We start from the raw sequence: 12,035 nt of genomic DNA, 5'->3' as shown, positions 1-12,035 counted from the left end.
ACCAGGCGGTAAATTCGTAGGGTAACTTTTCTCTATCCTGTGAAGGAGTTCCGCGTGTCCCTGCGCTCACCGAACAGCGCTCCCGGAACCCCCGGACCCGCCGGCCCCCGCGGCCCGAAGCTCCATGCTTCCCGCCGGCACGAGCTGGGCCAGAGCTTCCAGGATGGCGGAGAGCACTATGATCGCGTGCGGCCGGGATACCCCGTGGATTCGGCACAGTGGCTCATCCCGGATGGCGCCAGGACGGCTGCGGACATTGGCGCAGGGACCGGCAAGTTCACGGCCCTTCTGGCCGAACGCGGTCTTGAGGTAGCCGCCGTCGACCCTTCCATGGACATGTTGGAGCAACTGCGAAGGGCACACCCCGGCGTTCATGCGGCGGTGGGTACGGCCGAGGCAACAGGACTGGCGGACTCAGCATTCGACGTCGTCAGCGTTGCCCAGGCCTGGCACTGGTGCGAGCCACTTGCAGCCAGCACGGAGATCTCCCGGATTCTCCGGCCCCACGGCGTATTGGGCCTGATCTGGAACCAGTTGGACACCTCTGTTCCCTGGGTTCACCGGCTCTCGCGCATCATGCATGCCGGCGATGTCCACAAGCCCGGCTTCCGGCCAGTCATCGGCCCGGAATTCCAAGGGCTGGAACGGCATCTCACCACGTGGGAGGACCCGCTGTCCCCGGAGGACATTATGGAACTGACCAAGTCCCGCAGCTACTACCTCCGCGCCAATCAGGCCACGCGGGCCAAAGTCATGGGCAACCTCGAGTGGTACCTGTATGAACACCTTGGTCACGGGCCGGGCGATACCGTCATGGTTCCCTACCTGACGCAGACCTGGCGTGCGTTCAAAGTCCACGATGCCGCGCCACGGTAGGCTTGGGGTGTGAAGACCAGTACGCCCTCCTCCTCTATCGAGGACTACGTCAAGGTCATTTACTCCTACACGGAGTGGCAGGACAAGCCGATCACCTCATCGCAGCTTGCCCTTCGCCTGGGGGTGGCCAACTCCTCGGTGTCCGAAATGGTGCGCAAGCTCAAGGACCAAGGACTCGTTGACCACCAGCCCTACAGTGCCATCCGGTTGACCGCTGAGGGCATGCGCCTGGCCCTTTCCATGGTCCGCAGGCACCGCCTCATTGAGACTTACCTTGTGGAGGAACTCGGCTACAGCTGGGACGAAGTCCACGATGAGGCCGAGATGCTGGAGCACGCGGTATCGGACACCTTCATCGAACGCATGGCCACAAAGCTGGGACACCCCGCCCGCGACCCCCACGGCGATCCCATCCCCTCGGCTGACGGCTCCGTGGAGTTGCCGCACGCCTACCGCATGATCGAGCTGGACCAAGGACACTCCGGCCGGATAACCAGGATCAGCGACGAGAATCCCGATTTGCTCCGCTATCTCGCCGCGGAAGACATCACCCTTGACGCTTCCGTCGAAGTGGTGGGACGCAAGCCTTTCGGTGGAGCCCTGGTGGTCCGGATAGGCAGCGGTCCCAACGGCCGCGAGTTCGACCTCGCGGACGAAGTCGCCTCCGCGCTGTGGGTACAGAGCGCCGGCACGCATCAAGGCTGCGTACTTCCCGCCGGCTGACCACCGCGGCACCAGCGGTCAGCTGCCCTGCCCGGCCGTACCGCCGTCGTCAGCCACCGCACCCGGTTCCCGATCCGCGGCCGCTGCCGCTGCGCGTGGCGGGTTCCGGATCCCGACGGCGGATGCCACCGCCCCGGCCAGGAACAGGACCGCGGTCACCACCAAGGCGTTGTACAGCCCCTGCCTGGTGAAGACAGGCCCCACAATCACCCCTGCAAAAGCGATGGAGATAAGACCGGCAATACGGGCCACGGCATTGTTGACGGCCGAGCCGATTCCGGCTTCCGACGGCGGGACGGCACCCAGGATCGCAGCCGTCAGAGGAGCCACGAGCGTTGCAAGGCCAACGCCAAAGACAATCTGGCCGGGAAGCACCTGCGTCCAGTAATTAAGGGGCTCCTGCACGGACAACGACATCAGGAAGCCCACTCCGCAAAGCAACGGACCGATCGTCATGAACCAGCGGGGACCATACTTCCCGGCAAGGCCGCCAAAGTATGAGGCACCCAGCATCAGAATGACGGTTCCGGGCAGCAACGCCATCCCCGCAACGGTGGCACGAAGCCCTCCCACTTGCTGCAGGTAGATACCCAACACAAAGAAACCAAGCGATATAGCCGCGTAAATGGCCAACGTCGCGACATTTCCCCACCCAAAATTACGGATGGCGAACAGGCCCAGTGGCAACATGGGCTCAGACGTCCGGCCTTCATGGAGCAAGAACACTGCCATGGCCAGCACACCCAGCAGCAGCGGCAGCCACACCTGGGGACTCCCCCATCCCATGCGTCCCTGCTCAATGAACGCGAAAACGGGGCCGCCGAGGGCAATCATGGCCAGGAACGCACCCAGGTAGTCAATCCGCTTGGACTTGTCCCTGGCCGCGTCCGAAGCGCGAAGGCCCGCCAGCACGGGCCAAATGGCCACGGCCGGGACGACATTGATGAAGAAGATGACACGCCAGGAAAGAAGGTCCACGGCTGCTCCACCGATAAGTGGACCAACAATTGCCGCGGCGCTGGTCCAACCCGACCACTGACCGATCGCCTTCGACTGCGAGGGGCCGGAGAATGACGTGATAATCATAGCCAGCGAGCTCGGCACCAGGAGGGCACCCGCGATCCCCTGCAGGGCCCGTGAAACCACCAGCATTTCACCGGTCCACGCCAGTCCGCACAGCATCGACGTCACCGCGAAACCCGCCAAGCCCCACTCAAGGATCCGCGCCCGCCCGAAATGGTCCGATAACGATCCCGCCACCAGGATCAGCGCACCCAGCGTCAGGAGGTACGCGTCCACGACCCACTGCTGGATCACCAGGCCGCCACCCAGTTCGCGGTTGATCGCAGGCAGTGCGAGATTCACCACAAAGCCGTCCAGAATGGCAATGAAGGACGCAACGATTGCCACCACAAGTACCCGTTTTTGGAGAGGAGTGCTTGGAAGCACGGCAGGAGCGTCAGTCATGTGCACAGCCTACGCCGGGCAAGTCCCGTATCGTTGAATGGTGATCAGCAGACGTGATGCCGCTTTGGCCCTTGATATTCCGATGGAAATGGCACAACGCCACGGTATTCCTTCCCGGCTCTCCGAGGCTGACCTCCGGGAACTGCAGGACAATCCGCCGGCATGGCTGGTGCAGTCGCGAGCCAACAGAACCGGAAAGCGTCCCGTCTGGGTCCACCTCTCATGTGCCGTCTGCGGCTATTCCGAAGCTGTCCGCCCCAAGAAATGGTGGCCGGACTTTTCCTTCGTCTACTGCGGCACCCACCGCAACAGCGAACTTCCCCCGCTCTTCCTTGGCGAGGTCCGGAGCGAATACGAAGGCATCGGCAGCCGGTTCGTCGGCGTCGTTGACGTTCCCGAAAACCAGGCCTAGCCTGCCCTCACTGCTGGCTCATTTCCGAGGGAAAAGCTGTGAGCTGAACAGTCTTGCCGTCCCGTAGCACCGTCAAGGGGAAAGGCTGTCCGATGGCTCCCTCGAACAAGAGCTTCTGAAGGCTTTCAGCGCTTGAAACGGCCCGGCCCTGCGCTTGCAGCACCAGGTCCCCCGGCAGCAACCCGGACTTCTCTGCCGGCGAATTGGCAATGACCTCCACCACCCGCAGACCTTCCTTCTGGCCTGTCCGTACGACGGCACTGGCGTCAAGCGGAATAGGCGTGCTCACCAAGCCCAGATAGGCCCGGCGCACGCGTCCGTCCCGCAACAGGGATGCGATGATCCGCTGTGTTGTCGTGTTGATGGGTACAGCCAAACCGAGCCCAAGGCCAGCTACAGCCGTGTTGATCCCAACGATCCGGCCTTTGGTATCAGCCAGCGCACCTCCGGAATTGCCGGGGTTCAGCGCCGCATCGGTTTGGATGACATCCTCAATGACGCGCCTGTGCTCGCCCGCGCGGACGGGAATGGACCTTCCCAGGCCGCTCACCACACCAGCTGTCACGGAGCCCGCGAGTCCCAGCGGATTGCCCACGGCGATCACCAGCTGGCCCACCCGCAAGCTATCGACATCGCCCAGCAAGGCCGGTGGTGGGGTCGACTTGAGTCCCCGTACAACGGCGAGGTCGGACAACGGGTCCGCACCGACCAGCTCCACGTCCGTCTGTTTGCCATCGGCGAAGACCGCCCTGCCGGACTGGAGGCCCGCCACCACGTGGGCGTTGGTCAGCATATAGCCATCACCGGTGAAGACCACCGCCGAGCCACTGCCTACACGGACCTGTCCCCGGCGGCCCGTACTCATCATCTCGATGGCGGCAACATGGGGTGTAACTGACTCAGCCACCCTGATGACCACCTGTGAGTAGGCATCCAGGGCCTGTGCTTCGTCCGGATATTGTTCGAAATCTGGCTCGGTGCTCATCTTCTGCCTCCCGCTTCCTCGCCGGCACCTTCGCCACCTGCCTGGCGATGCGCCTATCCACTTCAACGGTCGGCATCGCGTGGGTAGTCCTGCGCACAGTACGCCGTTGGTGAACGCGGCCGTTTTGAGACGCAGGAAGGTTGCGGGCACAGAAAAGCCCCTGGACCGCGAGGGTCCAGGGGCCTTTCCAAGGGTGGAGATGGGGGGAATTGAACCCCCGTCCGATGTCGTGTTGTCAGGGCTTCTCCGGGCGCAGTTTGCGTCGGATTTTCTCGGCCCCAGCCATCCTGCAAACAGGTGGCTGATCCGGGCCCAGTCATCTAAGAGTCCCGTTTACCTCAATGACGAAGGCAAACAGCAGTGGCTATCTAAATGACGCCAGGAACCGGGGCGATAGCAACCCCGGGCTGACGGACTGTCTTACTGCTTAGGCAGCGAGAGCGAAGTCAGTGCGCTTAGATTCGGCACTTATTGGTTTGCAGACAGCGTTTACGAGATAATTCTGCATCCTCGGCCCGCTTCACCTGTCGCGACTAACATCGTCGAAACCGATCATCCCCGTATTTTGTTACCAAACCCGGCAGGAACCCCTTGTGCTCCTGTCGGACTACTTATCATAACGCATTCACCGGCCCAGTGATTCCCGTTGACGCCAGTATGTTGCTACCGCCTGTTGCGTTCCCGCAGCTCACGGAGGGATTCGCGCTTGTCCTGCTGTTCACGCAACGTTTGCCGCTTATCGTAATCCTTCTTACCGCGGGCAATGGCGATTTCCACCTTTGCCCGTCCATCGAGGAAGTACAACTGCAGCGGCACCACAGTGAAGCCGGACTCGCGGATCTTCTGCGAGATCTTGTCCAGTTCCTCACGGTGCAGCAAGAGCTTGCGACGCCGGCGGGCGGCATGGTTGGTCCAGCTCCCCTGGTGATACTCGGGAATATGGATACCTTCCATCCACAACTCGTCGTTGTAGAAGGTGCAGAACCCGTCAACCATCGAGGCATGGCCTTCGCGGAGGGACTTCACTTCAGTCCCCATAAGCGCGATGCCGGCCTCGTAAGTATCCAGGACGAGGTAGTTGTGCCGGGCCTTCCGATTGGTGGCCACTACCTTACGGCCACTTTCCTTGGGCACGGTAGAACTCCTTGTTAGATGCGGATTTGAACCAGTGTACGCCAGCGCAGGCGTATGTCCGGACCTAGAGCAGGGTCATGGGATCCACCGCGGTGCCGTTGAGCCAGGTTTCGAAGTGCGCATGGCAACCCGTGGAGTTGCCGGTGCTGCCCGAGTAGGCGATGAGTTGGCCCTGCGCAACCCTCTGACCGTTCGCCACCACGATACTGCTGTTGTGGTAGTAGATGGTGGTCAGCGAATTTCCTTGGACCACGCCATGCGAGAGTTTGACACGCCACCCGCCACCGTCGGCTGAGTTCCACCCTGAGTTGAACACCTCGCCCGCCGCAGCTGCGTAGACGGGAGTTCCACACGGCGCGCCGAAGTCGATGCCCGTGTGCATGTATCCACCGGTGCCGTAGAAATCAATGGTGCCTGGCGGCGTCGCACGCCATCCAAAGCCCGAGGTGATCGGAACGTAACTGTCAAAGGGGTGACGCAAGCCAAAGGCCGACGGCGAGCCTGCGGCCGGCGGTACGTACGGTGCTTCAGGAGGCGCCGGCCGGCCAGCGGCAGCGGCTGCTGCGGCCGCCGCGGCTTCCGCCTCCGCAGCGAGCCGGCGCTGCTCTGCTTCCCAGGCTTCGCGGAGTTTCCGGTCACGCTCCACGATCTCGGCAGCGACGGTGTCCTGCTCCGCCTTTACCCGTGCAAGGTTCGCTTCAATCCCCGGCTTAGCCGCCTGCAACTGACCGTTGAGGCGCGTGGTGTCCTCAATCAGTTTGTCCACTTCGGCCTTCTTGCTGGCAGCCTCGTCCCGCGCGGACTTTTCCCGCTCAAGGGCGGCGTCCGCCTTGGCCTTCAGGTCCTGGATTTCTTCCTCGACCGCAACAAGCCTCGCCTGCGAATTTACGTTGGTGGCGTTCTGCTGGGTCAGTTTGGTCATGGCCGCGTTTTGGCTGCGCATGGCCTGATCGGCCAGATCCATGGATTCGGTCAGGTTGCCTGACTCACTGGACCCGAACAAGAGCGCGACATTCGTGGGCACGCCACCGGACTTATAGGCCTGTGACGCGATCTGCCCAATGAGCTTCTTGGTATCGGTGATCTTCTGCTTGTCATTCTCCAGCTGCTCGGTGATCTTGGCCTTGTTCTGCTGGGCGAGCTCGACCCTGGCTGCCAGGGCCTCCACTTCCTTGACGGCACTGGCTACGCGGCCTTGAGCCTCCAACAGTGCCTGCTGGGCGCCGGGAAGACGGCCTTGGTAGATCACGAGGTCGCCGGCTGCCTTCGCGATGTTGGAATCGACAAATTCCAACGATGCCTGGACCCGCGCGGCTTCTGCTTCCAGGGCAGCCTGCTGGTCCTCCAGGTTGTCCGCATGTGCCGCAGGCGCTCCGGACAGGAGACTGACAGCCAGCCCGACGGCGAGGACGGCACCGAGCATCCGAGCCTGACCCGACGCAAAGCGTCGGCGCAGGGGCTTCGGGTCCAACGAGGTCATCAGGAATCCTTTTCGCTTGCAGCAGTGGAACGTCCGAGGGGCTGGGTGTTCATGGCTATACCTTCAGGTATCGCCGGAGGGTCAACAGCGAGGAAATCCCCGCCAGGCCCGCACCAAGCGCGATCAGCACGGGCGCGATCACCAGCACCTGGGTGGAGGAGATAAACGGAGTGTTAAGGAATTGCTTCGAGAGGTCGCCGTTGAGCCAGAAGTGGGCCATCAGCCATAGGGTAACGGAAGCCAAAACCGCTCCAACGACGGCGGCTATGACGCCTTCGAGGATGAACGGGAGTTGGATGACGGTCTTGGAAGCACCGACCAGCCTCATGATTCCCGTTTCCCGCCGTCTACTGAAAGCCGATAACCGGATGGTTGTGGTGATAAGGAGCACGGCACAGAAAATCATCACCGCGGCCACACCCACCGCCGCCACCGACGCCCCGTTCATCCAGGAGAAGATGCGCTCCAGGACTTGCCGCTGGTCGCTGACCGTCTCAACTCCGGGCTGGGAGGAGAACGTCTCGCTGATGATCTGGTACTTCTCGGGGTTCTTCATGTTGATGCGGAACGAGGCCGGCAGCTGGTCCTCGGATACCGAGTCAACGATCGGAGAGTTGGAGAACTGTTCCTTGAAGTGCTTGTACGCCTCGGCCTGGGACTCGAACTGGAAATCGTTGATGTATTGCTTGACCGCAGGTGACTCCAGCATGGCCTGAAGGTTTTCCTGCTGCTCCTTCGTCGCAGGTCCCGAAGCGCAACCCACCGCCGTCGAGCCGTCATTGCAGAGGAAGACTGCTACCTGGACTTTGTCGTACCAGTAGCCCTTCATCTGGTTGATTTGCATCTGCAGCATTCCGGCAGCACCCACGAAAGTCAAGGAAACGAAAGTCACCAAGACTACGGAGATCACCATGGACAGGTTCCGGCGCAGGCCGCTGCCGATTTCCCCGAGGATAAAAAGAAGCCTCACAGCTGTGCCCCCTGGGCGCGGTCGAGTTCCTCGCCGCTGGCATCACGCAAGCGGCGCGACTCGCCCACCACCGGAATCATGGATGTGTACAGGGCCTTGGCTTCGTCGCGGATGACTTTTCCATTCTTGAGCTCCACCACGCGCCGGCGCATTTCGTTGACGATGTCGTCGTCGTGGGTGGCCATCACCACTGTGGTGCCGTTCTGGTTGATCTTGTCCAGGACGCCCATGATCCCCATCGAAGTAATAGGGTCCAGGTTTCCTGTCGGTTCGTCAGCGAGGAGGATCCCGGGTCGATTCACGACGGCGCGGGCGATCGCCACGCGCTGCTGCTCACCACCGGAAAGTTCGTGGGGCATGCGCCGTTCCTTGCCTTCGAGGCCCACGGTCTTCAAGACCTCGGGAACAGTTTCGCGGATAATGGAACGGCTCTTGCCAATGACCTGCATTGCGAAAGCGACGTTGGCGAAAACATTCTTCTGCGGCAGCAAACGGAAGTCCTGGAACACCACGCCGATGCCGCGCCGCAGCTTGGGAACGCGCCAGCTGGAAATGTTGGCGACGTTCTGGCCCGCAACATAGACGGATCCGGCCGAGGCTTTGTCTTCCTTCAGGATCAATCGCAGGAACGTGGATTTGCCTGAGCCCGAGGCGCCCACAAGGAACGTGAATTCGCCGCGGTTGATCTCAAGGCTGACAGAATCGAGCGCCGGTCGGGCATTCTGCTCGTAGACCTTGGTGACATTCTCAAATCTGATCATGGCCCTTAGTACCCCGCCGGACATGACATTAGTCGCCCAGTCCAACAGCCGGAGCGCGGGCTTTCGATGGGGGAAGTGAGAGCACCGGCCACTCGACTATACGCACGGGTATGCCTGCATTCCGCGGCTTTCGGGGGCGTGTCGCGGAATAAAGGGCGAGTCTGGGAACCCTCTGGCAACTGCCTGTCTAGGAGCTGGCTGCTGCGTTCCGGTTACCCGTGCGCCAACGGATACCCGCGTCGATGAAGTCATCGATGTCGCCGTCCAGCACGGCCGAGGTGTTGCCCACTTCGTGTTCGGTCCGCAGGTCCTTGACCATCTGGTACGGGTTCAGGACGTAAGAGCGCATCTGGTCGCCCCATGATGCCTTGACGTCTCCTGCCAGGGCCTTTTTCTCGGCGTCCTGCTGTTCCTTCTTAACAAGCAGCAGGCGGGACTGCAGAACCCTCATTGCGGCGGCCCGGTTCTGGAGCTGCGATTTTTCGTTCTGCATGGAGACCACGATGCCCGTGGGAATGTGCGTCAGGCGTACTGCGGAGTCAGTGGTATTCACCGACTGCCCGCCGGGCCCGGAAGACCGGAAGACGTCGACGCGGATCTCATTGTCAGGTATTTCGATGGAGTCCGTCTGCTCGATCAGGGGGATGACTTCCACAGCCGCGAAGGAGGTCTGCCGGCGGCCCTGGTTGTCGAACGGACTGATGCGTACCAACCGGTGGGTACCGGCTTCCACGCTCAGGGTGCCGAAGGCGTACGGGGCCTTCACTTCGAACGTTGCCGATTTCAAGCCGGCTTCTTCCGCGTAGGACGTGTCCATCACCGTGGTGGGGTAGCCGTGTCGTTCCGCCCAACGCAGGTACATGCGCATCAGCATCTCGGCGAAGTCCGCCGCATCCACACCGCCCGCTCCGGCCCTGATGGTCACAACGGCTTCACGTTCGTCGTACTCGCCTGAAAGCAAGGTGACCACTTCAAGCTCGGCGAGGGCTTTACGAATGGAAGCGAGCTCTTTGGCCGCCTCAGCCATGGAGTCCTCATCGCCCTCATCCTGGCCCAGTTCCACCAGTACTTCGAGGTCGTCAATCCTGGCTGCGAGCTTTTCGAGGCGTTCGACTTCCGATTGGCGGTGGGACAAGCGTGAGGTCACCACCTGCGCCGAGGCCGGGTCATCCCAGAGGTCCGGAGCTCCGGCTTGCTCGCTCAGTTCGGCGATTTCAGCTTTGAGGGCATCGACGTCGGTGACGTTCTCGATGGAGCCGTATGTTGCTCGAAGTGCGCGGATCTCTGCGGGAAAATCTATCTCAGCCATGGTTATCCCAGCGTACGCTATCGATCGGGGTCTCCCGGCGGTCCGTCATTTACCTGTCCCATCATTATCGGGTGATGGTCGCGCTATTGGGTGAGCCGCGACCGCGCAGTTGCCTTGGCCTCGATGACAATGCCATCCGGCACCAGGAAACTGATCACCGGCGGATGCGCAACGGCCCTGAGGACAACAACGGCTGTGCCGCCTGCCTCGCTTCCGGTCCCCTCCCCCACCTCCAAACGGTCATGGTCGGCGAAGGCTTTGCTCTTTGCGAGATAAGACTGCGTTGCAGCCAGCACGCGGTCATCCACGAGCGTGACCGAAGGCACGGTTCCACCCTGCAGGTCTTCCACCAGGTAGGAGTCCGAGGCTGCGAGCGCGGCTCCATCCGCCAGGGAAAGCAGCTTCTTGTGCTCCAGGTACATCGCGGAAGCGGCCATGACGACCGTGGCCAGAAGCAGGGCCAGCACCACGTATCCGAGGATGAGCACCGTGATTTGCCCGTCTTCCCTGCGAGGGCAGCCAGACTTGGGTAGGTTGCCCGTCACCTGCGGCCCGTCAGTCCGATCCAGGTGGCCCATCCGTTTCAGGTTGGCCATCCGGTGCAAGTCGAATGACCGGCGCAGGATGACAGACGGGTGCAGGATGACAGATCTGTGAGCTTTGGCTGCTGTCGGCTTTTTGCTGGTTTCCACTGTTGTCATTGGAACCGCCCCACCATCTGCGTAGCCGAGGCAGTGAGCCGGGCGGCACTGAGGTGGAGCGTGTCACCGAACGGCACCATGGGTAGCGGAACATCGAGGTGGACAGTTACGGTGACGCTTGCTCCTGCGGCGAGACAGTTCTCCCGGTCACATGAGATCTCCACATTCGCCTGATCAGGCGAGTGTCCAAAATCCGCCAATGCCACAACGACGGACTGCTCCGCCGCGATCCTGGCGCTTGCAGGATCTTTCTGCTCCACGAAGACCTTTGCGGCCTGGTCGGCCGCCCCGACCACGCCAAACGACGCGCCCTGGAGTTGCCCAATGGTCACGACAAAGTAGATCAGTGGCACCATCAGCAGGACTGCCAGGAACGTAAATTCCACAACAGCGCTGCCCCGTTGACCTTCGCGGGCTCGGGTTTGTCCTTCGATGGCTCGGTTTTGTCCCTCGGGGGTCCGGTAGTCCAGCTGCCGTTCGGTCGGCGCTTCCGTTAAGCACAGTACTTCGCGCGCTCTCAGCCGGACCGCGTTGCCGATCAACCGTGCCGATTCATTCAGGAAGGGCAGCATGTCCGCGCACCTCCATCGTCCCGTCAGGACCGACCAGCCCCAGAACAGGCATGGGCGCCCTCACGGAGACCTCCAAGGTGCGGACGCCATCGATCACCACTTCATTCGTAGTGATGTTTTGTGCGAAGCCGGCGTTCAATGCCGTGCTGATCAATTCAGCCGTCCGGCCTTCGGCATCCGACGACGTTCTGTCGGCCAACGCTCCGTAGCGTGCTCCCGACGCCGCAGCATCAGTCAGTGTGTTGCGAACATGCAGGACCAGCATGAGCTGAATGATTGACATGCAGAACAAGGTCAAGAGTGCTCCGACCAGCACGAAGTCGACAACCGCCGACCCCCGTTCCCTGACGGAGCCTTGTTCCACGCCGGCTTGCCTATGGAGCAAAGGAGGAAGTCCGGGAAAAGGCACGCGCCGCCCGGCCACCTGTCCTACTTGCCCACCTTGGCCATGGCCTGGTTGAACAATTCACTCAACGCAGGCGTCGCGAGAGCGAGAAGTGCAGCGACCAGGACCGCGGACATAAGTGTGATCATGACCCACCCGGGAACATCTCCGCGTTCACGTTCTCCCGGCCGAGCCGCTGTCCGCAGGACAACGCTTGTGAGCAGCATCCTGCCTCTCAGGGCGCGTGCCGGGGCAATGGA

General features: G+C 61.8%; 14 protein-coding genes and 1 other RNA gene. 3 read left to right on the top strand and 12 right to left on the bottom strand.

Annotation, left to right across the window (positions count from 1 at the left end; translation table 11 throughout):
- Positions 1–54 precede the first annotated feature (54 nt).
- Both AB0N72_RS11865 and AB0N72_RS11860 read left to right on the top strand, forming a co-directional pair.
- The gene (locus AB0N72_RS11865; RefSeq protein WP_363930594.1) at positions 55–876 is read left to right on the top strand and encodes a class I SAM-dependent methyltransferase; all 822 of its coding nucleotides are present in this window, start codon (positions 55–57) and stop codon (positions 874–876) included.
- A gap of 9 nt (positions 877–885) precedes the next feature.
- Complete coding sequence (locus AB0N72_RS11860; protein ID WP_363930593.1) at positions 886–1,599, top strand: metal-dependent transcriptional regulator; 714 nt, start codon at positions 886–888, stop codon at positions 1,597–1,599.
- A gap of 18 nt (positions 1,600–1,617) precedes the next feature.
- On the opposite strand, the gene AB0N72_RS11855 is transcribed toward AB0N72_RS11860, so the two are convergent.
- Complete coding sequence (locus tag AB0N72_RS11855; RefSeq protein ID WP_363930592.1) at positions 1,618–3,072, bottom strand: MFS transporter; 1,455 nt, start codon at positions 3,070–3,072, stop codon at positions 1,618–1,620.
- 31 nt (positions 3,073–3,103) lie between these two features.
- Between AB0N72_RS11855 and AB0N72_RS11850 the strand changes: the two genes are divergently transcribed.
- Positions 3,104–3,478, top strand: coding sequence for a hypothetical protein (locus AB0N72_RS11850; protein WP_363930591.1), 375 nt, complete (start codon positions 3,104–3,106; stop codon positions 3,476–3,478).
- Positions 3,479–3,485: 7 nt separating this feature from the next.
- Here AB0N72_RS11850 and AB0N72_RS11845 read toward each other — a convergent pair whose 3' ends face one another.
- The 11 genes from AB0N72_RS11845 to AB0N72_RS11795 form a co-directional block, all read right to left on the bottom strand.
- Entirely contained in the window at positions 3,486–4,463 is a 978-nt protein-coding gene (locus AB0N72_RS11845) for a trypsin-like peptidase domain-containing protein (RefSeq protein ID WP_363930590.1), read from the bottom strand.
- Positions 4,464–4,654: 191 nt separating this feature from the next.
- Positions 4,655–5,023: a transfer-messenger RNA gene (gene ssrA / locus AB0N72_RS11840) on the bottom strand.
- 103 nt (positions 5,024–5,126) lie between these two features.
- Complete coding sequence (gene smpB, locus AB0N72_RS11835; protein ID WP_363930589.1) at positions 5,127–5,597, bottom strand: SsrA-binding protein SmpB; 471 nt, start codon at positions 5,595–5,597, stop codon at positions 5,127–5,129.
- A 64-nt stretch (positions 5,598–5,661) separates the two neighbouring features.
- Entirely contained in the window at positions 5,662–7,077 is a 1,416-nt protein-coding gene (locus AB0N72_RS11830) for a peptidoglycan DD-metalloendopeptidase family protein (protein WP_363930588.1), read from the bottom strand.
- A 55-nt stretch (positions 7,078–7,132) separates the two neighbouring features.
- Complete coding sequence (gene ftsX, locus AB0N72_RS11825) at positions 7,133–8,047, bottom strand: permease-like cell division protein FtsX (RefSeq protein ID WP_363930587.1); 915 nt, start codon at positions 8,045–8,047, stop codon at positions 7,133–7,135.
- Positions 8,044–8,808, bottom strand: a complete 765-nt coding sequence (gene ftsE / locus AB0N72_RS11820) for a cell division ATP-binding protein FtsE (protein ID WP_018776402.1) — start codon at positions 8,806–8,808, stop codon at positions 8,044–8,046. Before ftsE ends, ftsX begins: the two co-directional genes overlap by 4 nt.
- 187 nt (positions 8,809–8,995) lie before the next feature.
- Complete coding sequence (prfB, locus tag AB0N72_RS11815) at positions 8,996–10,117, bottom strand: peptide chain release factor 2 (RefSeq protein WP_363930586.1); 1,122 nt, start codon at positions 10,115–10,117, stop codon at positions 8,996–8,998.
- An 83-nt stretch (positions 10,118–10,200) separates the two neighbouring features.
- On the bottom strand, positions 10,201–10,818 hold the full coding sequence (locus AB0N72_RS11810; RefSeq protein ID WP_363930585.1) for a Tad domain-containing protein: 618 nt from the start codon (positions 10,816–10,818) through the stop codon (positions 10,201–10,203).
- The gene (locus AB0N72_RS11805) at positions 10,815–11,390 is read right to left on the bottom strand and encodes a hypothetical protein (protein ID WP_363930584.1); all 576 of its coding nucleotides are present in this window, start codon (positions 11,388–11,390) and stop codon (positions 10,815–10,817) included. Before AB0N72_RS11805 ends, AB0N72_RS11810 begins: the two co-directional genes overlap by 4 nt.
- Positions 11,371–11,775: a TadE family protein gene (locus AB0N72_RS11800; protein ID WP_363930763.1), complete on the bottom strand. Its 405-nt coding sequence runs from the start codon at positions 11,773–11,775 to the stop codon at positions 11,371–11,373. The genes AB0N72_RS11805 and AB0N72_RS11800 overlap by 20 nt, the downstream gene beginning before the upstream one ends.
- A gap of 44 nt (positions 11,776–11,819) precedes the next feature.
- Positions 11,820–12,002, bottom strand: a complete 183-nt coding sequence (locus AB0N72_RS11795) for a hypothetical protein (RefSeq protein WP_363930762.1) — start codon at positions 12,000–12,002, stop codon at positions 11,820–11,822.
- Positions 12,003–12,035: the final 33 nt, after the last annotated feature.

Source organism: Paenarthrobacter sp. NPDC089307, assembly GCF_040685055.1.
GTDB lineage: Bacteria > Actinomycetota > Actinomycetes > Actinomycetales > Micrococcaceae > Arthrobacter.
The sequence above is the reverse complement of the archived record's forward strand: the minus strand, read 5'-3'. Positions and strand labels throughout refer to the sequence as shown.

Coding starts and splice junctions, on each gene's coding strand:
- AB0N72_RS11810 (WP_363930585.1), bottom strand. CDS start 10,818: ATGACAACAGTGGAAACCAGCAAAAAGCCGACAGCAGCCAAAGCTCAC.
- AB0N72_RS11850 (WP_363930591.1), top strand. CDS start 3,104: ATGGTGATCAGCAGACGTGATGCCGCTTTGGCCCTTGATATTCCGATG.
- AB0N72_RS11845 (WP_363930590.1), bottom strand. CDS start 4,463: ATGAGCACCGAGCCAGATTTCGAACAATATCCGGACGAAGCACAGGCC.
- AB0N72_RS11830 (WP_363930588.1), bottom strand. CDS start 7,077: ATGACCTCGTTGGACCCGAAGCCCCTGCGCCGACGCTTTGCGTCGGGT.
- AB0N72_RS11805 (WP_363930584.1), bottom strand. CDS start 11,390: ATGCTGCCCTTCCTGAATGAATCGGCACGGTTGATCGGCAACGCGGTC.
- prfB (WP_363930586.1), bottom strand. CDS start 10,117: ATGGCTGAGATAGATTTTCCCGCAGAGATCCGCGCACTTCGAGCAACA.
- AB0N72_RS11795 (WP_363930762.1), bottom strand. CDS start 12,002: ATGCTGCTCACAAGCGTTGTCCTGCGGACAGCGGCTCGGCCGGGAGAA.
- ftsE (WP_018776402.1), bottom strand. CDS start 8,808: ATGATCAGATTTGAGAATGTCACCAAGGTCTACGAGCAGAATGCCCGA.